The sequence below is a fragment of the Paludibacterium purpuratum genome (assembly GCF_004363805.1).
In the GTDB taxonomy this organism is placed as follows: Bacteria; Pseudomonadota; Gammaproteobacteria; order Burkholderiales; family Chromobacteriaceae; genus Paludibacterium; species Paludibacterium purpuratum.
This window is the reverse complement of sequence record NZ_SNZP01000013.1, coordinates 34,352-57,913: the sequence shown is the minus strand read 5'-3', so window position 1 is coordinate 57,913 and position 23,562 is coordinate 34,352. Positions and strand designations below refer to the sequence as shown.

Sequence of the window (23,562 nt, the reverse complement as noted above, 5' to 3'; positions counted from 1 at the left end):
AACGTCCGATTGTAGCCGCCTTGGCTCGCGAGCGTCCAGCCGGCCTCGGCAACATGAGGCCCAACAAAAAAACAAAAACCGCCGGCCACTAATGTGACAGGCGGTTCGGTGAACGGCGGAACCGTTTACTTGGTCGTGGTCTGAACGGTGTCGATCATCAGTTCGACGCGACGATCAGCTTCCAGGCAGGCCTTCAGAGCCGGAGAAGCACGACGGCCCTTCTTGTACTTGAACTTGGTCGAGCACTCGTCGGTCATGGTGGCGTTAGCCGGACCTTGGCCTACGGCAACAACCTTGTCGGACGGCACGCCGCCGGCGACGAAGTAATCCTTGACGGCGTCAGCACGCTTCTGCGACAGGGTCAGGTTGTACTTTTCCGAGCCCAGGAAGTCGGTGTAACCATTCACGGCAACACCCTTCAGGTCAGCACCCTTCAGCTTGGCTACCAGCGGATCCAGAACATCCTTGGCTTCCGGACGCAGGACAGCCTTGTCGAAGGCGAACAGCACCTTGGCGGACAGGGTCACTTTTTCATGCATCACGGTCGGAGCGACCGGAGCGCTGGCTACCGGAGCTGCCGCAGCCTTGTCGCCACATTCGACCAGGCCTTCGGTAGCCTTGTCGAAGTAGGTGGTGTGCCAGCATTCGTTGTAGCTGTTGCGGGTAACGGCGTCGGTCGACTGGTCAACGGTGTAGCCCGGCTTGACCGCGAAGGCGCTTGCGGAAACCAGCAGAGCAGCGACCAGCGCACTCAGTTTCAGCTGTTTAGTCATGTTTTTCCCTCTTTCTTATCTGATTACAGGCCCATGTGTGAGGTACAAGTGCCCACAAGGTAAAGCTTGGCTGCAAACAACAGATTCTTGCCCTCGGCTGTGTTTATGCAGTTAACCGGCACTATAGGAATCAGGCTACCCCATGTCAACAGCACAGCTGAGGCAAAAGGAACCAAGCTGTTGCTAAAGAACCTACTTTGTATCCACCTACCGCACAAGTATTGTAACAAATTTACAACACATCAACCGTGATTGATGCATCTACGAAACAGTGGCCACGGCTGGCGGAAGCTAGCCTGGTAGTGCTCGCTGAAAGGGCGCGCGGCCTGTATGTCCTGTGGCAAAGGCTTGCCAGATTTGATTTCGAAGCTATCGAAGCCCACCAGCCAAAGGGCTTGCAAATGGTCATGCCAGACATCTCCGATGGCCCGCAGCTCACCCGCATAGCTGTATCGTTCACGCAACAATCTGGCGCTGCTATAGCCTCGCCCATCGGTAAAACTGGGAAAGTCAATAGCAATCAACGGCAACAGATTAAACGTGGACTGTAAAACTGCCGGATCGCCATCGGCGGCCAGCCATACCGCCGTCCGTCCCTGGCGGGCGCCGAGCCTCGCGTGATCGGCCAGCCAATGCGTTACGGGCACGATCACGTCTTGGTCTTCGGCGATCTCGGGCAACGTCTCGCCGGGCTCGACGCGCAGCAATTGCCAGCGGTCGTCTCTCAGGCCCGCCTGGTCAATGATGTTTTGCATAGACGCGCTCCTTGAAGGGCTCGGCACCGAGGCGCTGCACGGCCTCGAGGAAGGCCTCGTCCGGCAGGCGGCGCTCGACGAAAACCTGCAAGATTTTTTCAATGACATCGGGGATCGATTCACGGGCGAACGATGGGCCGATCACCTTGCCGATCGCAGCCTGGTTCCCCTGGCTGCCGCCCAACAGAATCTGGTACCACTCCTCGCCGTTCTTATCGACGCCGAGGATGCCGATGTTGCCGATATGGTGATGACCACAGGCATTCATGCAGCCCGACATGTTGAGCTGGATCGATCCCAGGTCGTACAAATAATCCAGATCGTCGAACCGGCGCTGAATGGCTTCTGCCACCGGAATCGATTTGGCATTGGCCAACGAGCAGAAGTCGCCGCCCGGACAGCAGATGATGTCGGTCAGCAGGCCGATGTTCGGTGTGGCGAATCCTTGGGCGCGAGCCAGTTGCCACAGGGTATGCAGATCACGTTCCGAGATGTCGGGCAGGATGAGGTTCTGCTCGTGGGCGATGCGCACCTCGCCGAAGGCGAAGCGTTCGGCCCAATCCGCCACCGCCTCCATTTGTTCGGCGGTGATATCGCCAGGCGGCACGCCGGTTTTCTTCAACGACAGGATCACACTGCGGAAACCCGTCTGGCGCTGCGGCCGGGTATTGCGCTCGACCCAACGGTCGAACGCCAGGTCGTCGGCACGGCGCGCCGCAAAATCGCCACTATCGGGCGCAGGGTAGTCGGGCTCGGTAAAGAAATCGGCATAATGGCGCACATGCTCGTCGCTCAACGTCGCCGGGCCGTCCTGCAAATGCAACCATTCGTCCTCGACCTTGGCGGCAAAGCCTTCCGGCGTCATGGCCTTGACCAGGATCTTGATACGCGCCTTGTATTTATTGTCGCGACGGCCGAAGCGGTTATAGATGCGCAGCACGGCATCGAGATAGGTCAGCAAGTGCCGGGCCGGCAGGAAGGGTTTGATGACGTCGCCGACAATCGGTGTACGCCCAAGCCCGCCACCGATGGCGACCTGAAACCCCACCTCCCCGGTCGCCCCCAGACAGGCCGTCAATCCAATATCGTGCACCAAGGTGGCGGCACGGTCGTCGATGCTGCCGGAAACGGCGATCTTGAATTTACGCGGCAAAAAGGCAAATTCGGGATGCAGCGTACTCCATTGACGGATGATCTCGCACCAAGGACGCGGATCGACGATCTCGTCGGCCGCCACCCCGGCAAAGGCATCGGTGGTGGTGTTACGCACGCAATTGCCGGAAGTCTGGATGGCATGCATCTGCACCGTCGCCAATTCCGCCAGAATATCCGGCACCTGAGGCAGTTGAACCCAGTTGAACTGCATGTTCTGCCGGGTGGTGAAATGGCCATAGCCGCGGTCGAAGCGTCGGGCGATTTCGGCCAGCTTGCGCAACTGGCGCGCCGCCAGCATGCCGTAGGGAATCGCCACGCGCAGCATCGGCGCATGGCGTTGAATATACAGCCCATTCATCAGCCGTAACGGGCGGAACTCGTCTTCGCTCAAACCGCCGGTCAGAAAGCGTTCGGTCTGATCGCGGAACTGCGCCACCCGTTCATCGACAATGCGTTGGTCGATTTCGTTGTATTGGTACATAGCTCAGCCTTGATGAATGCGCACATGCAAGCCGCATTCCTTGGTTTCCGGATTTTCCCACCACCAGCGGCCGGCGCGCACATCTTCGCCAACGGCAATTGCCCGCGTACAGGGCGCACAGCCGATGGAAGGGTAATGCCGATCGTGCAACGCGTTGTACGGCACCTGGTTTTCACGCAGATATTGCCAGACATCGGCTTCCAGCCATTCGGCCAGCGGATTGAACTTCATCAATCCGTGGTCGTCGTCGAAAGCGCGTAACGGCAGATCGCCGCGAGTACTGGACTGTGCCCGGCGCATGCCGGTCAGCCACGCCTGTTGGCCGGCAAGCGCACGGCCCAACGGTTCGACCTTACGCAGATGACAGCAGGCTTTGCGTAGTTCGATGCTGCGATAAAAGGCATTGACGCCATTGGCGCCGACCCAATCCGCCAGAGCGCCGGCGTCGGGGTAATACACCTTGAACGCCAAACCGGGATAATGCGTAGGCAACCGGTCGAGTAGATCATAGGTTTCAGCCGGCAGGCGCCCGGTGTCCAGACAGAAAATCCCGAACGGCAGCGCTTGGCGGGCGATCAGATCGGTCAACACCATATCCTCGGCACCCAGGCTGTTGGCCAGCACGACGGCGCCGAACTCGGCGTGAATCTCTTGCAGCAGGATCCGCGTGGCGGCCAGCCGTTGCTCGTAACTCATGGGGACTCTCCACTCCTTATATACTGATGCATGCTACCCAAATGACCTACGAACCTAAAAGAATATTGTGTTAGTATTTAATTACTCCTGGTTTTAACAAGTAAGGTGCCCCCCGCATGAAGCTGCAGCAGTTACGCTACTTGGTAGAAGTGGCCAAACAGGGTCTGAACGTGTCGGAAGCTGCCGAGAAGCTGCACACATCGCAACCGGGCATCAGCAAACAAATCCGCCTGCTGGAAGACGAACTCGGCATCCAGATTTTCATTCGCAATGGCAAGCGGGTGGTCGCCGTCTCCGATCCGGGCAAGGAAGTGCTGAAGATCTCCGAGCGGATCTTGCGGGAAGCCCAGAATCTGAAACGTGTCGGCGACGAGTTTTCGCGCGAGGCCGAGGGCTCGCTGACCGTGGCCACCACGCACACCCAAGCGCGTTATGCATTACCCGCGACCATCACGGCGTTCATGCAACGCTACCCAGCGGTGCGTTTATCCATCAAGCAAGGCAGCCCGACGCAGATCTGCGATATGGTCATCAGCGGCGAAGCCGACCTTGCCATCGCAACCGAAGGCATCGCACTATTCAAGGAGCTGGCGATGCTACCGTGCTACGAGTGGAACCGAGGCGTGGTCGTGCCGGTCGACCATCCGCTCTTGGCGCTGGATCGCCCGATCACGCTGGCGGACATCGCCCGCTATCCGATCATCACCTACGATTTTGCCTTCACCGGCCGCTCCAAGATCAACAAGGCTTTCGCCAACGAAGGGCTGAACCCGTCGGTGGTGCTGACCGCTATCGATACCGACGTGATCAAGACTTATGTCGGCCTGGGCCTTGGCATCGGCATCATCGCCAACATGGCCTTCGAACCTGCGCGCGATACCGGCCTGCGCATCATCGACGCCAGCCACCTGTTCGAGCCATCGACCACCAAGATCGGCATCCGCCGCGATGCCTATCTGCGCGGCTTCGCCTACACCTTCATCGAACTGTTCGCCCCGCATCTGCATCGGCGCGAGGTAGAGACCGCACTGTTGGCCAATGTGCACGAGGAAGAGTTGGACGAAGAAGCCTGACGATCCGGTAGGGGCATACAAAAAGCGCGGCAAGATTTGCCGCGCTTTCTCATATCGTCATTTGCCCGCAGGCCTTACAGGGTCAGGCCGCCGGTGACTTCGATGGCCGCGCCGTTGATGTAGCTCGCGTCGTCGGAGGCCAGGAAAGCGTAGACATTGGCGATTTCCTCCGGCTGCGCCAGACGGCGCATCGGCACGCGCTCCTCCATCGCCTGGATCACCTTCTCCGGCATAGCGGAGAGAATCGGTGTGGCGACGAAGCCCGGGCAAACCGCGTTGGCGCGAATCCCCTTCTTGCCCAGCTCCTTGGCCCAAGTCTTGACGAAGCCGATGACGCCGAACTTGGTGGCGGCATAGTTGGTTTGGCCGAAATTGCCATACAAGCCAACGACCGAGGACGCATTGAGGATGACGCCGCTGCCCTGCTCCACCATGGTGTCGACCACGGCGCGGGTGCAGTTGTAGACGCCCTTGAGGTTGATGTCGATCACCGCGTCGAACTGATCGTCTGTCATTTTGATCAGCTGCGCATCCTTCACGATGCCGGCATTATTGACCAGGACATCGATGCGACCGAAACGCTGTTTAACGTCGGCCACCATGCTGGCGATCTCGGCCTTGTCGGTGACATTGACGCGGTAGGCCGCTGCTTGGCCGCCTGCAGCCAAGAGTTCGTTGGCCACGGCTTGCGCAGCTTCGATATTGACATCGCAGACCGCCACGATCGAGCCTTCCTTGACGAATTTCTCCGCAGTGGCCTTACCGATACCGCTGGCCGCGCCGGTGATGATCGAAACCTTCCCTTGTAATTTCATGATGCATCCTTCTGTGGCTAAATTCTCCGACAGACTGGCCTATGCCTGCCTGTCTCCCTGTACATCGATTGTTGTTATTGCCCGCACCGGCCTATATTACCCGGGCTTTGTGCGGCGCGCATATTGCGCCGCACAAAGCGGTAAGCTGACTATAGACTAGCCCTTTCGAGCGGTAAAGCCTGAGTCCGACGGATAAAATGTTGCATTGCCCAGCACAAAAAAAAATGGCCGCGCATGCGGCCATTCTCTCTTTGCGGCTAGGCCTTATTCCAGGCCTCGGCTCGACAAGTAGTCCTCGTACTCGCCCATATAGTGCTGATAGCCGCCCTTACCGTCCAGTTCCAGGATCTGGGTAGCCAGCGAACCGACGAACTGACGGTCGTGCGATACGAAAATCAGCGTGCCCCGGTACTTTTCCAACGCCATGTTCAGGGCTTCGATGGTTTCCATGTCCATGTGGTTGGTCGGTTCGTCCATGATCAGCACGTTCGGCTTGGTCAGGATCAGTTTGCCGTACAGCATGCGGCCCTTTTCGCCGCCCGACAGCACGCGCACCGCCTTGCCCACATCGTCGCCGGAGAACAGCAGACGGCCCAGCGTACCGCGAATCACCTGCTCGTCGTCGCCTTCCTGGGCCCAGTCGCGCATCCACTCGGACAGCGTGCGCTCGGAATCGAAGTCGTTTTCATGATCTTGCGGGTAATAGCCGATCTGAGCCTTTTCCGCCCACTTGATGCTGCCGGCGTCCGCCGTCACATCGCTGTACGAACCGTCGTAGGCACTGGCCAGCAGTTTGACCAGCGTGGATTTACCGGCGCCGTTGGGGCCGATGATCGCCAAGCGTTGACCGGCTTCGAGAATCAGATCCAGATTCTGGAACAACGGCCTATCGAACGATTTGCACAGTCCGGCAATCTCCACCGCCTGACGGTGCAGCTTTTTCTTGTCTTCCACTTCGAAGCGCAGGAACGGGCTCTGACGCGACGACGGCTTGACTTCGACCATATCGGCCTTGAGCTTATCGACCTGTTTCAGTCGCGAGGTCGCCTGACGGGCCTTGGACTTGTTGGCCGAGAACCGCGCCACGAATTCCTGCAGTTCCTGGATACGTTCCTTGGCCTTGGCGTTGGACGACAGTTGACGTTCGCGCGCCTGGGTCGAGGCGATCATGTAATCGTCGTAGTTGCCCGGATAGATGCGGATGGTGTTGTAGTCCAGGTCGGCCATGTGGGTGCAGACCGAATTCAGAAAGTGTCGGTCGTGCGAAATGATGATCATGGTCGAATTGCGCTCGTTGAGCACATGCTCCAGCCAGCGGATGGTATTGATGTCCAGGTTGTTGGTCGGTTCGTCGAGCAACAGGATATCCGGGTCGGCGAACAGTGCCTGGGCCAACAGTACGCGCAGCTTCCAACCCGGCGCCACTTCGCTCATCGGGCCGAAATGCTGCTCGACCGGAATACCCACGCCCATCAGCAGCTCGCCGGCGCGCGCCTCGGCGGTATAGCCGCCGTATTCGGCGAATTTCGCTTCCAGTTCGGCCGCGTGCATATAGTCGGCCTCGGTCGCCTCGAGGTTGGCGTAGATCGCATCGCGCTCGCTCATGGCAGCCCACATCTCGGTGTGCCCCATCATGACCACGTCGATCACGCGCTGATCTTCATAGGCAAACTGATCCTGGCGCAGTTTACCGAGGCGCAGGCCGGTCTCGATCGCGACTTCGCCGCCGGTTTGCTCCAGGTCGCCCCCGAGGATTTTCATAAAAGTCGACTTGCCGCTACCGTTCGCGCCGATCAGGCCGTAACGGTTGCCTTCACCGAATTTGACCGAAACCTTGTCGAAAAGCGGTTTCGCGCCAAACTGCATGGTAATGTTCTGTGTGGTAATCACGCTTGGATCCTTCAGCCTGCTAGCCGTAAGTATCGGGAAAAACGTCGGATTCTATCACATTTGCCCCCCATTCCGGACAAATAGCGAAACAGAAAGAGTCCTTCGACGCCAGCAGGAATTCCGCTACAATCGGGCTCTAACATTTCTAGACCTTGATAGGCAGGTTTATGTTCACTGGCAGTCTGGTCGCCCTGATCACTCCAATGCAGGAGGATGGGCAGGTCGATTTCACGGCGCTCTCGCGCCTGGTCGAGTTTCACATCGAAAATGGCACGGTTGGTATCGTTGCCGTCGGCACCACCGGCGAATCCCCCACACTCAAAACCGAAGAACATCGCGCCGTCGTCGAAACCGTGGTCCGACAGGCCGCGGGCCGCGTACCGGTGATCGCCGGCGCCGGCTCCAATTCGACGGCACACGCCATCGAACTCGCCCGCGAGATGCAGGCGGTCGGTGCCGACATGCTGCTGTCAGTCGCGCCTTACTACAACAAGCCCAACCAGGAAGGCATGTACCAGCATTACCGTGCGCTGGCCGAATCGGTCGCCTTGCCCATCCTGCTCTATAACGTTCCCGGCCGTACCGTCGCCGACATCGCGAACGACACCGTGCTGCGTCTGGCGCAGATCGATAATATCGTCGGCCTCAAGGACGCCTCGGGCAACATCGCGCGTCATTGCGACCTGGTGCGCCGCGCGCCGGCAGATTTCGCCCTATACAGCGGCGACGACGCCACGGCCCTGGCCCATATGTTGTGCGGCGGCCATGGTGTGATCTCGGTCACCGCCAACGTGGCGCCGGCCCAGATGAGCCGCCTGTGCCGCGCGGCGCTGTCGGGAGATATTCCCCTGGCGCGAAGCTGTAATGATATGCTCCAGGATTTGCACCACCGGTTGTTTATAGAACCCAGCCCCGCGCCTAGCAAATGGGCGCTAACCAGACTGGGACTGATACAAAACGGCATCAGACTACCGCTACTGCCGCTGACCGCAGTCAGCCAGCAGCAAGTCGAGGCCGCCATGAAACAAGCTGAAGTCATCTAACCCCAAGATGGGAGCTCGCATGAAACGAACCGCGCCCGCCGCGATTCTGCTGGCAACCGGCCTGATCGCAGGTTGCAGCACAAGTGAACCGCTTAGCCAGAAAGCCAATTTCGAATCCGTCGTTCCCGCCAAGAAGAGCGATGTCGGCTTGGAAATCCCGCCGGATCTGACCGCACCGCAAGCCCAGGACAAATACGCCATCCCGGGCACCGGTAGCGCATCGGCCAGCCAGATGGCCAAGCAGCAGGCAGCCCCCGCGAAGGCCGCCGCGGCAAATGCCGATGGCGACGGCGTCGTGGTCAATGTCGACCAAGTCAAGATGATGCGCGCCGGCAGCCAGCGCTGGCTGGTGGTGAACAATAAGGCCCCGGCGCAGCTTTGGCCGTTGCTTAAGGCGTTCTGGCAGGATAGCGGCTTCACCATCAAGACCGAGGAACCGGATATCGGCGTGATGGAAACCGACTGGGCGGAAAACCGGGCCAAGCTGCCCAACGACGGCGTCCGCGCGCTATTGGACAAAGTCGGCCTTGGCGGCGTCTATTCCACCTCGCAACGCGACATGTTCCGCATTCGCCTTGAAAAAGACGCGAACGGCGCGACCGAAGTCTACTTCTCGCATCGCGGCCTGGATGAAGTCTATGCGGACAAGGACAAGACTCAGACCATCTGGCAGCCACGTCCGGTCGACCCAGAGCTGGAAGCGGAAATGCTCGGCCGATTCATGATGCGGCTGGGATTGTCGGAAGATCAGGCGAAGGAAGCCATCAAACAGGTCGCCGTGCCGGCCCAGGCTCAAGCCAACCCGATCGTCGACGGCACGCTGACCGTCGGAGACAGTTTCGATCGCACCTGGCGCCGTGTCGGCCTGGCGCTGGATCGCATCGGCCTGAACGTGGTCGATCGCGATCGCTCGCAAGGCATCTACTACGTCAAGTCGGCTCAGGTCGATCCCGACCAGAAGAATCAGGACAACAGTAGCGGTGGCTTCTGGTCCAGCATGGCCTTCTGGCGCAGCAGCGATTCGCAGCAGGCCTCGGCCAAGGACGATGGCAGCCAGCAGGTCGTGGTCAAGGAAACCGCCGCGGGCATCACGACGATCAAGATCACCGACAAGCAAGGTAAAGTACTGGCCAATGGGCCGGCCAAATCCGCGCTGCAAAAACTACAGGCCGAACTGCAATAATGTTTGGCGCCATGGCGCCCTAAACAAAAAGCCCGCGAATTGCTTCGCGGGCTTTTTATTTACCACTCTCAAACTGTAAATAAAAAACCGGCTCGAGGCCGGCTTTTTATTACTGCTCGATTTCCGCTTACTTGGCAGCGGAAGCAGCTGCAGCGGAAGCTTCCGGAGCGGAAGCAGCCGGAGCGGAAGCAGCCGGAGCGGAAGCTTCCGGAGCGGATGCGGCAACCGGAGCGGATGCGTCAGCAGCAGGAGCTTCGTCTTTCTTACCGCAAGCGGTCAGAGCCACAGCCAGCAGGGCAGCAACGAGGAGCGACTGTTTCATTTTTTCTTTACCTTTGAAGATAAGTTGAACAAGACGTCAGTTTAATCGCAGCCATCTAAAACGATGGGAACGGCTGAAAATCCTTCAGTGCGCAAATTGTAGCACGAAAAAAAATGCTGCATAGAGTGCATTACGTCCAAAAATACCACGAACGCGACTAAAGCTTATTGCAAAGCAACATTGCAGTCAAAACGGGGGTCCAAAGTTCCCTCGTTCCGTTTCCGAACCGACAACATGCGCAATTACGAACAGATTTTGTTGTTATTGTGCTACAAAACGATCGGAATGCCAAGACGAAATCCGCCGACTTCCGACAATGCAGGCAGAAAAACGCCATAGACAATACCGAGCCCCCTCCACGCCGCCCCATGATCAAGTGTTGCCATCAAGCGACACCCGGGTAGATCGACTTCTTTTAATTAGCTGAAATTCGCGCACGCGGCCAGATTTTTCTCATCGCTTTCGATATTACGCCCAGGGCTCCCCCTGTCCTTCAGACCCGGAGAACGCGCGGTTCGGCATCCGGCGCCGAATGGTTTACAATGCCGTCAAGCGCAGGACATACTGCGCCCCCCCTTGTCGGCCGATGCCTGCCGTTCGCCCGACAAGCCTTTATTACCTTCCTGCACGGACATTTTCATGCAAATCGCAAAAAACACTGTCGTGACCATCCACTACGAGATGTTCGACGCCGACAACAACCTGCTCGACAAGACCGAAGAGCCCATCAGCTATCTGCATGGCGGCTACGACGGCATTTTCCCGCTGGTTGAGGAAGCACTGCATGGCAAGAACGTTGGGGAATCGGTCGATGTAAAGTTGGCACCGGACGATGCTTTCGGCGAGCCGGAAGAAGAATTGATCCGGGTCGAATCGCTTGACGTATTCCCGACCGATGTCGAAGTCGGCATGATGTTCGAAGCCGACGATCCGGAAAGCGGTGAAATCCTGTTGTTCCGCGTCACCGACATCGCCGATGGCAAAGCCGTCGTCGACGCCAACCACCCGCTGGCTGGCACGACCATCCGTTTTGCCGCCAAGGTCGTCGAAGTCCGCCAAGCGACCGACGATGAAGTCACTCATGGCCACGCGCACGGCGCTCACGGACATCACCACGAGCACTAAGCGCAGGAAACACCCGCGGCGTGCTCGCAGGAAAAAAGACGGGGACAATCATGTCCCCGTCTTTGTTTTGCTCGACTCGCCAGCGCGATAACCGACACCGACGATCAGGCGCGGTTGTATACCGCCAGATCATCCGCAGTATCCACTTCCCCCCACGAGCCGGTGTACGGAATCGCAACGACCGGTAACCGCCCGGCCTGAACGATATGCTGCAGCGTGCCGGTCATATGCATTTTGTCTCGCACGGCCTGCGCCAACGTCGATCTGACACGCTCGGTTTCGGCCCAACCTTCCGGGGTAAAGCGCAACAACCCCATATACTGCCCTTCGACTTCATCGACCGTTTGCGGCTTTTGTCCGATCTCCGCCAGCGAGCCGTCCGGACGCAGGCGAAAGGTTTCGGCATCGAGCAACGGATCGCCGAAACGCTCCTGCCACAGCGCAAGCCACCCCGGATCGTAGGTCACCGCCAGGGCGGCCGAACTTTCGATCAGCGATCGCACCGCCGAGGCCTCATAGAAGATATCCGAATAGCTGACAATGCAGGGGGCGGCGCACAACCACTCGCTGGCGCAGGCAAGCGACGACACCATATTGGTTTCGGCCCAGCGCGGGTTATGAAATCGGGCGACACCGGGGCGAACGAGCAGTTCGTCGCGGTAGCCGGTAACGATCGCGATCTCGTCGACTCCGGCTTCGCGCAATGCCGCCAATTGCCAGTCCAGCAATGCCTTGCCACGCAAGGTCACCAGGCATTTGGGCCGATCGTCTGTCAGATTGCGCATGCGGCTGCCGCGTCCGGCGGCAAGAATGATCGCTTTCATAATGTCTCTATGGTTGAACAGGCTTTTACGGTGGGGGGCTTAGGCGCCGAATAACTGGCGAAGCCGTTCGAGGTCGCGCGCGGCCCAAATCGGCTCGCGCTCCGGATGCCACATCCAGCCCTCCCAAGGCAGACTCCGATGCGCCACCGCTTCGATACGATCGTCTTCGCTACATGCCAGGACACGGCAATCCCGCGGGCAACCGACCACGCCGATGGTGTGGTAACTGTTGGCTTCGCCCTCGATCTCGCCGTATAACTGGTGTCGGGTGCGAACATGGCCGTCGATCGGTTGCAATTCGGTACCGAGCCAATGCGCCAACATCTGCATGCCGCGACAAATGCCAAGCAGCGGCAAGTGTAGCGACTGCGCTTGTTCCAGCAAAAAAACTTCGCTGGCGTCGCGATCGGGGCATTTCCCGATATCGTTGCCCCCGGACAAGACAATGGCCTCTGGACGCACCGCCGAGAACCAGGCGTGCAATGCCGGCGTCTTCGCCAGATTGGGAACGGGTACCGGTAAATAGCCTGCGGCCAACAGCCAGGCGCACAAAGCCTGATCCAGCGCATCTCGCCGCTCCTGCCGCTCGGGATAGACATCGACCCGCTGGCTGACCGCGACGATCTTCACGCCAGCACCTCGATGCGGCGTCCGGAGCAATCGAGGAACAGCCGCTTGGCCGCGCAGCATCGCTGGTAAAGCAATTCGCCCGTACCGATCACCGCCGGCAAACCCAGCTCCCCCGCACGGATCGCCATATGCGAGTTCACCCCGCCCCAGGCGGTCACCAGCCCGGCAATCGGGTAGGCGAACAGCCAGTCGAACCCAGGGTCGGCATTGGGAATACAGACGATAGCCCCGGCCAGGCGTTGGCGATCGTCGCACCCCACCACCGGCGCAGTGGCCTGCTTTTGCGTAATGAAATTCGGCGCGGTTTCCGGCCACTCGAAGGCCCAGACATCGTCAGGCCTGGCGATCAACGGTGGCAGCGATACCGCCAGCGTTTCGCGATAGTGCTGCTTGCCCTGCTCGATACTGCGCCGCAGCATCTCTTGCGGATCGACCGCGGCGATATGCAACTCTTTGAACACCCCAATATCGCAATACGCCAATTCCTCGCGGTCGAAGCCCCAGCGACCGCCGCACTCGGCGACGAGTGCCAGCGCATCGGACAGATTTCGAGTGAAATGGAATTTGGCCAACTCCCTCAATTCAATACCGGCTTGCAGGAAATCGAGCAGGCCGACCGGATCGGGATGCAAACCATGATGATCCAGCAGCTTCACGATTTCGCGCATTTGCGGCAACGTCAACGAGAATGGCCGCAAAGGTTCGGGCGGGGCTATTTTTTGCGTCCAGTCGAAATAGCGCTCGGGAGCCTCGTCGTAACGCGGGGACAGCAGGTCGTAAGTACCGGGACGCAGATGGCCATAACGCGCGAGGAAAGTGGCTTTGTCCAGCGACGCGCGATCGCGGCCCAGTTGCCCGCTGACGGTCGATACGCCGCCCATGAAGGCATCGTAATCGGACTGGGAAAACACGCCGGCGGACACCAGCGACTTGAGCATTTGCACCGCGACGAAGCCTGCGCGCGCCAAACCGGCAAACGGCAAAGTGCCGTAACGCTTCGCATCTTCCAGCAACCAGTAAATGCGCTCCAATGGGTCGGCACACGAACGCATCAGCTCCTCGCGCCGCGACTGCAGCGTTTCCAGCTTTGCCGCGTCCTCGCGCCACAAACCTTCCTTGGGATGCACGATACGGTTGGTCAATCGCCTCAAACTATCCGCGATACTCTTGCGCTCCTCCCTGGTGAAGCCGGCCTCTTCGAGGCGCTCCAACCGTTTGGGTAGATCGAGGGTATAGCAGGAATACACGATTTCGAATTCAACCTTGTCGTGCAAGGTCGGTTCGGCCAACAGCCGGTCGATGTAATGGTCGACCAGGCGCCCGGCCAGTCCCTCGTCCAAATCGGCCGGGATGAACGAGTTGAACGACAAACGCACATCGATATAGGGCAACCCGAAAAAGTGAGGCATCAACGGGAAGCTGCGCAGATTGCGATAGCCGTAGTTGTGGCGTTGATAGGCCCAGATCGCGTCCGTCACCAGGTCGCGATACAGCGACAAGGCCAAAGGCTTAGGCCGAATCCCGATGATCTCGGCCGGGTTCCAGTCGGGCATGACCCCATACACGGTCCGGCTGCCCATCAAGAAAGGATATGGCAGCATGCCGCGCGCGACTTTGTCGTGAATCCGCGCCAGGCGCGCGGCCTGAACCGCATCGCTTTCCGGCGCGTGCGGCAGAATCAACGGCCGTGCTTGCAATAGCCATAGTTGCCGCCTCCCCTCCTCTGCCGTGACGGCAAATTCGCAATCCACCGGTTGCTGGCCGAACAGATCCAGCAACGTCTCCAGTAACGCCACCACGCCCGACAATTCAGCGGGCTCAGCCACCGGCGAACACGCGGCTTGTTGCCAAACTCGACCGCTACGACCGCCGGTGATCGCCGCGGTATCGGCACCTTCGACCCAATTGATCACACGATACGGCGCGCAAGTATTGGGATCGTGCGAAAAGGCCACGCCCGAGCGCAGCACATTGCGCAGCATCGGCTGAATCAGCACCTCATCCTGTGCACCGGCCTCGCCATACGCGGCAATCACCCGCGCGACTGCCTCGGGCAGATCTTCCGTGGCGATATCGGGTAGCGACAAGAAGGCGCCGGCGTTGGACTGCTCGGCATTGTCCTCCGCGCGGCAACTTGAGCGCACGATCCACGGACCGGGCTGCGGCAGCATAGCGACACGCGCCAAACACGTATCGGGCGCCGCCTGCCACTCCTCCACCGTGAAGTACGCCAACGGCGCGATACGCGCCATAGGCAGACGATCTTGCAGGCAATGCAGCGTTCCCGCCTTGGTGGAAAAGCTCAGGGACATCATCAGCCCTTTCGTTTGGCCGACCAGGCTCGCGTCAGATAAGTCGCCTCGATGACGTCAAGACCGGCGATGCGCTGTTCGACAAAGGAGAGAAACGCGTCGAATTTCTCGGCCCCCAACTGAACGCGTAGATCGTTTACCGAACGCCATGCGCCCAGATACCGTTGCGGCGTCATGGCGATCACATGGCGACCTTCCAGATAGACCACATCCTCGAAGTACGGCGACGCCCACAATTGTTCGGTCAAGGTTTCGGTAATGCCGGAGCGGCCGGACGATACACGCTTGATGTCGCTGCGCAAGGTCGCCAAATGGGCTTCGATCTCGACGAGCAACGGGTTGACCTCGATCAGGCGCGGATTCCACAGTGCGGTAAAACGACCGCCCGGGCGCAGCATGCGGTGAAATTCCCGCGTCGCGGCATCGAAATCGGCCCAATGAAAACTCGAAGCCATGGTGAGCCAGTCGCAGCAGCCCGTCGCCAGGCCAGTGGTTTCGGCACTGCCGGCATACCAGGCAATCGGCGCGCCGGCGCTGTCGCGCTCGCCGTTGGCGCGCATATCGTCATTCGGCTCTACCGCCGTCGAGCTATTGACACCGCGCGCGCTGACCATACGCGTCCAAATGCCGGTACCGGCGCCCACGTCCACAAAATCGATCCGATCCACGGGTTTAGGCAGCATCCCCAACAGGGCATCGAGTACCGAAGGAGCATAATCGGGCCGGTGTTGCGAATAGTCCGTGGCGAGACCGGTGAAATCGCCGGCTTTGAGTGTTTGCGTCATGATCGAGAGAACTCTCCAGCAAAAAATAAGAGACGAAAGCAGTAAGCCATATCCTACACAACCTGGCGCACATAGGCGTCGGATTTAAATCACAGGATGCGCTTGGTTGTAATACCCATTGAATAGCTCGCACGCCCCTTGCTCTTTGAAACGCCGGGCCATCAACAGCCGGTAGTCCTCATAAAGCGCAAAGTCGTAGGCCGTTTTGTCTTCGATGAGATTTCGCAGGCGTTTCGACAGATCTAGGAAAGCGGGACGGAATGTCGTCTTGGGATGGCGCACCACCCACCAGGCATTGATAACGTTCACGCCCGTGGCGATCGCGGCCACGAACAGCGATTCTTCGAACAACTCCGTAATACCGACAAACCAGAAACGATCGCGCAAATTCCGACGCGCAAGAACATCCGCCTCGGGGTTCGAGATGCGCGAGCACTCCTTTAGATCAAAATGCTGCTTATTATCGTAGCCGACAGCACCGCAATGATGGATATAAAACTCCAGATGCTCGCTACTCTCGACAAAATGTTCGAAACACTTCATGGCATCGAGGGCATTCAGCGTAGAGATTTCCGGCTGGTGGGCATACTTCCAGAAAAAGTCCGTCAGCAAACGGTCATAGGGGTTGCGTAGCATCGTCATATAACGATCGGCGATCGCCGCCCGTTCGAGCAACCCGAATAAATTATGGCCGTAGCAAATACTTTTCGGGCCGCAATTGAGCAACATGCTGGTGTCGCCGATCCGGTAACCTGGCGCACCCTGCGTCAGGTGGATCATGTTTCGTTGCGGCGTCGAGCTTGCCAGTGCGCGGACGAACGTCGTCCCCCCCGTACCCAACATATGATGAAAATAAAGTTTTTCGCGATCCTGCGGGAAAAGCCAGTGGATAGGGGTGTTTAAATCCAGGCTGTGTAATGAAGCATTATTTTTGACTGTGTCGACTGCTTCGTCTGCGCTGATATCGCGACCAAGGTGTGGGCTGACCATTTGTGCACTTTGTGTGAATTTTTATTAAGCATCTCCATATTATGAGATTTTGTTATAACCACCCCTGATATCGATCAAATGGCTTGCTGCAGCACCGCGATCAACGCCTGCGCTTGCTGTGCCGCGGAACGTCCCTCGACAAATTCGGCGGTCCAGTCCGGCGATTGCGGCTCATCCACCGGCAAATCCAACCCGGCCACATCGCAGATTTCCCCCGCATCGAAACGACGATAAATACCTTTGGGGTCGCGACGCCGAAGCTCCGTTTCCGGCACTTTGAGATAAACCTCGAAATACCCGGGCAAATGCTCGCGATTCCAGGCATGGACTTCTTGAAACAAGGAAATGGTGGCAATCACCACGGTACAGCCCTGATCGGCGATCATCCGGCATAGGCGCGCATACTTCAATGCCAACGCCAATCGTCCTTCGCGGCCATGGTTGGCGCGCGTGACGCTGGCCGCCCCCAGCAGATCGCGCAGTTCGTCGCCATCGAGCATCACCACCGGATGCCCCTCGGCCCGCAGTGCCTCCGATACCGCCAGCGCCAAGGTGGTTTTACCCGCTCCGGACAGTCCGGTTATCCAAATCACCCGGCCTTTTGTCATGACCCGCATCTCCTCCATCGTGGCAAATTCGCTCATTGGCGATATTGTGCAGGATGTCGCACTGCGTCACCACTCTGAAAACGTCATTTCGAAAAGGCGCCGCAACCGGGCATTTACCGCGCAGGGCGTAAAGCGCCCTTGTGGACAGGCGATGAGCTTTGGCGGTAACGTGTCACCGCTATCGCCAAGTCAGGCGCCTTTCTGGAGCTACAATGCCAGCCGCAGTCGAACTTACCGAACAAGACACGGAAACAGTCCGTGCCATCGCCGATTTTGCCTTTGTTCTACCGCGCCCGGAATTTTCCGATTTCATTGGTCCGATTCTCGCCAAGCTGCGCGAGGCCGGTTATCAATGCATGCTATTGAACCCCGATCAAGCGCTGGCGCTGGCTCAGGATTGCCATACCGGCCAGGTTCAGCCGCCGAAAGTGGTGATCAGCACCAATGAAGGCGAATTCATTTCGGGTTTCACCAGATCGGCAAAAGTCCTGCTCGCCCACTCGTTTTTCATTCGCGACACCATCCCCACGCCAATCGAGCAGGGGGCCGACCATTATTTCGAATTCGACTACTTTTTCGCGCCATCGACCTTCTACGCAGAATGGACTATCCGCGCTTTGTACGATGCCAACTATGTCGGTTTAGGCTACGCCAATGCGATGGACCACGGCATCACCAAATATGTCATCCCAGGCGGATATGCCAAAGCATTGCCGCCAGCGCGCAAACCCGGCGGCCCGCGTCCGGAACAGCCGCTCATTCTGTATGCCCCGTCGGTGCTCTCGCCCGAGCATACCGGCCACCGCTTCCATCTGGATGGCAACCAAATTCTGTTCTCTCTGGCACGCGCATTCCCGCATGCCCGCATCGTCTGCCGACCACACCCGTCGGACCGCACCCGCGACTTTGTGCCGCACATGATGGCTTTATTCGCCTCGCAAGGCATGGATAACGTGAGCTTCGATTTATCCGTCACCCCGCCGCCCACCTTGTACGCCGACCCGGATGTGCTGCTCACGGACATGTCCGGCTTCGCTTTCGTGTACGAAATGCTCACCCGCCAACGGCCGATTTTCTTCATCCCGGCCGACGAGTGCGCCAAACATCCCCGCTTCTGCGCCTTGACCTGTCAATTCGCTCGCTTGGTGAACAATGTGCAGCAATTGCTGGACGTGGTGCAGGCGCAGCTGAACCAACCCGATGTGCTAGAGGGAGATGTGGCGGCGCTGTTCGATAGCGTGTTCGCCTTGCCGTACAACACGGTGGACGCACTCATGGCCGACCTGGTCCGCATCCATCAGGGCGAGCGCGCCGAGCATTGGATCAACCTGCCGGTGCGCTACGGCACCCAGCGATAGCAAAACCGACGGTGGAACGCCGCCCGGCCGCTCGTTTCAGGCCCGGCGGCCGATCGTGACCCGGTCGTGGCCGGCCAAGTCCGGCAGTGTCGCCACCTCGGCCAATCCCTGCGCCGAGAATAAAGCCCTGACAGCTTCCCCTTGGTCATAACCGTGTTCGACCATCAACCAACCATCCGCATGCAGGCGGGCAGGCGCCTCGGCGGCGATCGTCCGTAGGCACGCCAGCCCGTCGCCCTCGTCGGTCAACGCCAAGCGCGGTTCGAAACGCACATCGCCCTCGCCGAGATGATGATCGTCGGCCGCGATGTAAGGCGGATTGGACACAATCAGATGGAAGCGGCGCTCGCGGGCCAAGGGAGCGAACCATGAGCCTTGCATGAAGGCCACGGAGGCCTCCAAACGCTCGGCATTGCCCTGCGCCACCGCCAACGCCGCCGCGGAGACATCCACCGCATTGACGCGCCACTCAGGCACCTCCAACGCCAGCGTCACGGCGATCGCGCCGCTGCCGCACCCCAGGTCGAGCACATCGGCAGGCTCATGGGCGAGACGAGACATGGCCGCCTCGACCAGGTGCTCGGTTTCCGGGCGCGGAATCAATACGTCGGGCGTCACCGTAAAGGGGCGGCCGTAGAATTCGCGCATCCCCAGCAAATAGGCCAACGGTTCTCCGGCCACTCTGCGAACGGCCAACCGGCGAAAGCGATCTTCCTCTTCCGGCGCCAATTCGCGCTCGGGGTAAGCCACGATGCGGGCATGTGTCAGATCCGGCTGTACGTGCATCAACAACAGACGGGATTCGAGGCGCGGCAGCGGGAAAGCTGTCAGCGCTTGAGCGATGGTCATCATGGCGAATTCAATCGGGCAAATCGGCGTAGGGCATGCGCCGCAGGATGATACGGGTCTTGCGTCCAAGGCCGGGCGCACCGCGGTGGTCGTCGTAATAACGCGGATTAGGCACCATCGCCGCGAGCTTGGCGGCCTGCCCGGCACTCAAGCGCAAGGCCGAGGTATGAAAGTAATGGCGTGACGCGGCCTCGGCGCCGAATACGCCGTTGCCCCACTCGATCACGTTCAGATAGATTTCGAAGATGCGCCGCTTATCCATCACCGCCTCCAGCATCACGGTGATCAGCGCCTCTTCCGCCTTGCGCCAAGGCGTGCGCTTATCCGACAGAAATAGGTTTTTGGCCAATTGCTGACTGATGGTCGAGCCGCCGGCCACGATGTGCCCCTTCTTCAGATTCTTCTCGAAGGCCGCCTCCATGCCGTCCCAGTCGAAACCGACGTGATCGACGAACTTGGCATCCTCGGCGGCGATCAAAGCGCGCTTCAGGTTGGGCGAGATCTGCTGGTACGGCACCCACTTCTGGCGCAGCTCGGCCTCCGGGTCATCCTCCTGCAACTTGGCCAGTTGCTGGTTCATGAAGGCACTCGCCGACGGATTGTGCGAGCGCCAATAGACGATGTGCCCGAAAATCCACAAGTTATATAAGGCAAAGGCGGCCACCAGGACCGCCAGCAATTTGCTGATCAAGCGCATCGTCAGGCCAACAGTTCGCGCAGCATGTTGGTGACTTTTCGGGTTTCCGGTTTGACACCGTGCCAAATATGGAACGACTCGGCCGCCTGCTCGACCAGCATGCCCAGACCATCGGCCAGCATGCCGGCGTTTTCCGACTGCGCCCGCTGCAAGAACATCGTCAAACCGCTGCTGTAGACCATATCGTATGCCAGCGAGCGCGTGGTGAAGATGCCGTGCGGGATGGGCGGCAGCTCATGCTGCAGGCTGGTCGAGGTGCCATTGATGACGATATCGAAATGTTCGCCGGTCAGTTGCTCGTAACCGACCGCCCGGCAACGTCCCATGCCGAGTGCCTCGAAATGGTGTGCCACGGCCTCGGCCTTGATCAAGGTACGATTGGCGATGGTGACGGACGCCGGTTTTTCCTCGAGGATCGGTCCGAGCACACCGCGCACGGCACCGCCTGCGCCGAGAATCAACACGCTCTTATCGGCGATGGGGAAATCGAGGTTCTCGACGATGTCGCGCACCAGTCCGATGCCATCGGTATTGTCGCCGTAGACCTTGCCGTCGCGGAAAGTCAGCGTGTTCACCGCCTCGGCGGCGCGGGCCCGCTCGGACAACTCGGTGGCGTAGCGGTAGGCATCCCCCTTGAAAGGCAGGGTCACATTCAAGCCGTTGCCGCCGGTCTTGATAAAAGCGCTCACCACATCGGAGAAACGATCGGTGGCCGCCTGCAGGCGCTCGTAGCGTATCGAACGGTTTTCCGCCCGGGCGAATTCGGCATGAATAAAGGGCGATTGGCTATGGTCGACGGGGTTGCCGATGACAGCGTAACGTTCGGTCATGATTTGCTTTCTGAAAATCCGGTTCCTGCCAGGTCTGCTACTTTAGCCTTGATAAGCGGCCAACATCAATAGAGTCAGCCCTGTACCCAGGGCAAACCGTGCATTTTCCAACCATTGATGTGGCCGCGCTGACTCATACCGTCCTTATCGCCCTCGAACCCCTCCAGCACGTTGTAGACCGCACGGTAGCCCGCCGCGAGGGCGGCGCGCGCCGCCTCGTCGGAACGCACGCCGGAGCGGCACATCAACATCAGCGTGTCGTCTTGCGATACCTGCTTTTGCAAAGCCGGCAGGAACTGCGCATTCGGCTGCATACCCGGGAAGCTGCGCCACTCGATGCACAGCGCATTCGGCACCATGCCGACAAACTGCCATTCCGCGGCGCAACGCACATCCACCAGCACCGCCGAGGGCAGCAGCTGCATGAGATCGTGCGCCTCTTGCGGCAGCAGTGAACCCTGATAGGGCACACCGAGCGCCGCGCCGCGCTCGGCCGCTTGTTGCAAAATGGTCTGCACCTGATCCATGACTTCCTCCTCGCTAAACCGCACAAAATATGACACAGCAATTATCATGCGCGTTGGGCGACATGGCAACGCGTTCATTTCCGGGCACGCCGACGCATCATTTTGGTGCATTTGCAGCATGCCAGCACTAAAATGGGTCGGACAAGCCCCATGACAACCGGCTAAGTAGCGGCCAAGACATGGTTTCATCGCCTTGGGAAAGGGTGGCACGCTTCATGCTATGGAAACGTCACCCACTATCTAAAAGCATCACTTTGAAGCACGTAGCCCATTTAGGAGATCAACATGGCGGTTGCAGACGTAGTGAAATTGATTCAGGAAAACGACGTCAAGTTCGTTGACCTGCGCTTTACCGACACCCGCGGCAAGGAGCAACACGTAACCATCCCGGCGCATGTGCTCACCGAAGATGGCGATGCCTGGTTCGAACACGGCCACGCTTTCGATGGCTCCTCGATCGCCGGCTGGAAGGGCATTCAAGCTTCCGACATGCTGCTGATGGCCGATCCGACCACCGCCAAGATCGACCCGTTCTTCGACGAAGCCACCGTCATCATGACCTGCGACGTGGTCGACCCGGCCGACGGCAAAGGCTACGACCGCTGCCCGCGCTCCATCGCCAAGCGCGCTGAAGCCTATCTGAAGGCAACCGGCATCGGCGACACCGCCTACTTCGGTCCGGAACCCGAATTCTTCATCTTCGACTCCGTCACCTGGAATGCCGACATGTCCGGCTGCTTCGTCAAGATCGAGTCCGAAGAAGGTGCCTGGGCCTCCGCCCAGAAATTCGAAGGCGGCAACACCGGCCACCGCCCGGGTATCAAGGGCGGCTACTTCCCGGTGCCTCCGGTCGATTCCTCGCAAGACATCCGTTCTGCCATGGTTCTGTTGCTGGAAGAGCTGGGCGTGCCGGTCGAAGTGCACCACCATGAAGTGGCCACCGGCGGCCAAAACGAAATCGGCACCCGCTTCTCCACGCTGACCCAGCGCGCCGACTGGACCCAGATCTTGAAGTACGTGGTGCACAACGTCGCCCACAGCTACGGCAAGACCGCGACTTTCATGCCCAAGCCGATCGTCGGCGACAACGGCTCCGGTATGCACGTTCACCAATCGATTTGGAAAGACGGCAAGAACACCTTCGCCGGCGACGGTTATGCCGGCCTGTCCGATATCGCGCTGTACTATATCGGCGGCATCATCAAGCATGCCAAGGCGCTCAACGCCATCGCCAACCCGGGCACCAACTCCTATAAGCGCCTGGTGCCGCACTACGAAGCGCCGGTGAAACTGGCCTACTCGGCCAAGAACCGTTCGGCCTCGATCCGCATCCCGCACGTGGCAAGCCCCAAGGCACGCCGTATCGAAGCGCGCTTCCCGGATCCGCTGGCCAACCCGTACCTGTTGTTCTCGGCACTCTTGATGGCTGGCCTGGACGGTATCCAGAACAAGATCCACCCGGGCGATCCTGCCGACAAGAACCTGTACGACCTGCCGCCGGAAGAAGACAAGTTGATCCCGACCGTCTGCGCCTCGCTGGACGAAGCGCTCGACGCGCTCGACCGCGACCGCGAGTTCCTCACCCGCGGCGGCGTGTTCAGCAACGAGTGGATCGATGCCTACATCGAGCTGAAGATGCAAGAAGTCAACCTGACGCGCATGACCACGCACCCGGTTGAGTTCTCCATGTACTACAGCCTGTAAAACGGCGCATCGCAGCGCCGGGGGGCGGTCGTCCCGACAAACCCGCTCTCCCGTCAGGGAGGCGGGTTTTTTTCCGGCACGGTCGAGAAGCGATGCACCAAAATAGTGCATACTACAGGCATGTGGCGCCGCGCCCC

General features: G+C 59.4%; 22 protein-coding genes. 6 read left to right on the top strand and 16 right to left on the bottom strand.

The genetic code is table 11. From position 1 onward, the window contains the following. Window positions 1–125: 125 nt before the first annotated feature. From DFP86_RS15195 to DFP86_RS15180, 4 genes are all read right to left on the bottom strand, one after another. Window positions 126–773: an OmpA family protein gene (locus DFP86_RS15195; protein WP_133682768.1), complete on the bottom strand. Its 648-nt coding sequence runs from the start codon at window positions 771–773 to the stop codon at window positions 126–128. 242 nt (window positions 774–1,015) lie between these two features. Beyond that, window positions 1,016–1,528, bottom strand: a complete 513-nt coding sequence (locus tag DFP86_RS15190; protein ID WP_133682766.1) for a DUF934 domain-containing protein — start codon at window positions 1,526–1,528, stop codon at window positions 1,016–1,018. Beyond that, the gene (locus DFP86_RS15185; RefSeq protein WP_133682764.1) at window positions 1,512–3,164 is read right to left on the bottom strand and encodes a nitrite/sulfite reductase; all 1,653 of its coding nucleotides are present in this window, start codon (window positions 3,162–3,164) and stop codon (window positions 1,512–1,514) included. Before DFP86_RS15185 ends, DFP86_RS15190 begins: the two co-directional genes overlap by 17 nt. Window positions 3,165–3,167: 3 nt before the next feature. Next, window positions 3,168–3,860: a phosphoadenylyl-sulfate reductase gene (locus DFP86_RS15180; protein ID WP_133682762.1), complete on the bottom strand. Its 693-nt coding sequence runs from the start codon at window positions 3,858–3,860 to the stop codon at window positions 3,168–3,170. A 116-nt stretch (window positions 3,861–3,976) separates the two neighbouring features. On the opposite strand from DFP86_RS15180, the gene cysB reads away from it, so the two are divergent. Next, window positions 3,977–4,933 (top strand): HTH-type transcriptional regulator CysB, encoded by a 957-nt coding sequence (cysB, locus tag DFP86_RS15175; protein ID WP_133682759.1) that lies wholly within the window; start codon window positions 3,977–3,979, stop codon window positions 4,931–4,933. A gap of 74 nt (window positions 4,934–5,007) precedes the next feature. On the opposite strand, the gene fabG is transcribed toward cysB, so the two are convergent. Both fabG and DFP86_RS15165 read right to left on the bottom strand, forming a co-directional pair. Continuing rightward, window positions 5,008–5,748 (bottom strand): 3-oxoacyl-ACP reductase FabG, encoded by a 741-nt coding sequence (gene fabG / locus DFP86_RS15170; protein WP_133682757.1) that lies wholly within the window; start codon window positions 5,746–5,748, stop codon window positions 5,008–5,010. A gap of 264 nt (window positions 5,749–6,012) precedes the next feature. Beyond that, a complete protein-coding gene (locus DFP86_RS15165; protein ID WP_133682755.1) occupies window positions 6,013–7,638 on the bottom strand; it encodes an ABC-F family ATPase in 1,626 nt (541 codons plus the stop codon). 167 nt (window positions 7,639–7,805) lie between these two features. Here DFP86_RS15165 and dapA point away from each other — a divergent pair, with 167 nt between their 5' ends. From dapA to DFP86_RS15145, 3 genes are all read left to right on the top strand, one after another. Further along, a complete protein-coding gene (dapA, locus tag DFP86_RS15160) occupies window positions 7,806–8,681 on the top strand; it encodes a 4-hydroxy-tetrahydrodipicolinate synthase (RefSeq protein ID WP_133682753.1) in 876 nt (291 codons plus the stop codon). A gap of 19 nt (window positions 8,682–8,700) precedes the next feature. Further along, complete coding sequence (gene bamC / locus DFP86_RS15155; protein ID WP_133682751.1) at window positions 8,701–9,864, top strand: outer membrane protein assembly factor BamC; 1,164 nt, start codon at window positions 8,701–8,703, stop codon at window positions 9,862–9,864. A gap of 961 nt (window positions 9,865–10,825) precedes the next feature. Beyond that, entirely contained in the window at window positions 10,826–11,311 is a 486-nt protein-coding gene (locus tag DFP86_RS15145) for an FKBP-type peptidyl-prolyl cis-trans isomerase (RefSeq protein ID WP_133682748.1), read from the top strand. A 104-nt stretch (window positions 11,312–11,415) separates the two neighbouring features. Here DFP86_RS15145 and DFP86_RS15140 read toward each other — a convergent pair whose 3' ends face one another. From DFP86_RS15140 to DFP86_RS15115, 6 genes are all read right to left on the bottom strand, one after another. Then, entirely contained in the window at window positions 11,416–12,135 is a 720-nt protein-coding gene (locus DFP86_RS15140; protein WP_133682746.1) for a phosphocholine cytidylyltransferase family protein, read from the bottom strand. Window positions 12,136–12,174: 39 nt separating this feature from the next. After that, a complete protein-coding gene (locus DFP86_RS15135; protein ID WP_133682744.1) occupies window positions 12,175–12,765 on the bottom strand; it encodes a gamma-glutamyl-gamma-aminobutyrate hydrolase family protein in 591 nt (196 codons plus the stop codon). Continuing rightward, the gene (locus tag DFP86_RS15130) at window positions 12,762–15,080 is read right to left on the bottom strand and encodes a PEP-utilizing enzyme (RefSeq protein WP_243729417.1); all 2,319 of its coding nucleotides are present in this window, start codon (window positions 15,078–15,080) and stop codon (window positions 12,762–12,764) included. Before DFP86_RS15130 ends, DFP86_RS15135 begins: the two co-directional genes overlap by 4 nt. Continuing rightward, window positions 15,080–15,862 (bottom strand): class I SAM-dependent methyltransferase, encoded by a 783-nt coding sequence (locus DFP86_RS15125; protein ID WP_133682742.1) that lies wholly within the window; start codon window positions 15,860–15,862, stop codon window positions 15,080–15,082. The genes DFP86_RS15130 and DFP86_RS15125 overlap by 1 nt, the downstream gene beginning before the upstream one ends. A gap of 84 nt (window positions 15,863–15,946) precedes the next feature. Beyond that, window positions 15,947–16,852: a sulfotransferase family 2 domain-containing protein gene (locus DFP86_RS15120; RefSeq protein ID WP_133682740.1), complete on the bottom strand. Its 906-nt coding sequence runs from the start codon at window positions 16,850–16,852 to the stop codon at window positions 15,947–15,949. Between the two features lie 74 nt (window positions 16,853–16,926). Then, the gene (locus tag DFP86_RS15115; RefSeq protein ID WP_133682738.1) at window positions 16,927–17,460 is read right to left on the bottom strand and encodes an adenylyl-sulfate kinase; all 534 of its coding nucleotides are present in this window, start codon (window positions 17,458–17,460) and stop codon (window positions 16,927–16,929) included. A gap of 212 nt (window positions 17,461–17,672) precedes the next feature. On the opposite strand from DFP86_RS15115, the gene DFP86_RS15110 reads away from it, so the two are divergent. Beyond that, window positions 17,673–18,818, top strand: coding sequence for a hypothetical protein (locus DFP86_RS15110; RefSeq protein WP_133682736.1), 1,146 nt, complete (start codon window positions 17,673–17,675; stop codon window positions 18,816–18,818). A 36-nt stretch (window positions 18,819–18,854) separates the two neighbouring features. Here DFP86_RS15110 and prmC read toward each other — a convergent pair whose 3' ends face one another. The 4 genes from prmC to DFP86_RS15090 all read right to left on the bottom strand — a co-directional run bounded on the left by prmC (window position 18,855) and on the right by DFP86_RS15090 (window position 21,721). Then, complete coding sequence (gene prmC, locus DFP86_RS15105) at window positions 18,855–19,667, bottom strand: peptide chain release factor N(5)-glutamine methyltransferase (protein WP_133682923.1); 813 nt, start codon at window positions 19,665–19,667, stop codon at window positions 18,855–18,857. 10 nt (window positions 19,668–19,677) lie between these two features. Continuing rightward, complete coding sequence (gene mtgA / locus DFP86_RS15100) at window positions 19,678–20,364, bottom strand: monofunctional biosynthetic peptidoglycan transglycosylase (RefSeq protein ID WP_133682734.1); 687 nt, start codon at window positions 20,362–20,364, stop codon at window positions 19,678–19,680. A gap of 2 nt (window positions 20,365–20,366) precedes the next feature. Further along, entirely contained in the window at window positions 20,367–21,194 is an 828-nt protein-coding gene (gene aroE, locus DFP86_RS15095) for a shikimate dehydrogenase (protein WP_133682732.1), read from the bottom strand. Window positions 21,195–21,268: 74 nt separating this feature from the next. Continuing rightward, a complete protein-coding gene (locus tag DFP86_RS15090) occupies window positions 21,269–21,721 on the bottom strand; it encodes a rhodanese-like domain-containing protein (protein ID WP_133682730.1) in 453 nt (150 codons plus the stop codon). A 285-nt stretch (window positions 21,722–22,006) separates the two neighbouring features. On the opposite strand from DFP86_RS15090, the gene glnA reads away from it, so the two are divergent. Continuing rightward, window positions 22,007–23,425, top strand: a complete 1,419-nt coding sequence (glnA, locus tag DFP86_RS15085) for a type I glutamate--ammonia ligase (RefSeq protein WP_133682728.1) — start codon at window positions 22,007–22,009, stop codon at window positions 23,423–23,425. Window positions 23,426–23,562: the final 137 nt, after the last annotated feature.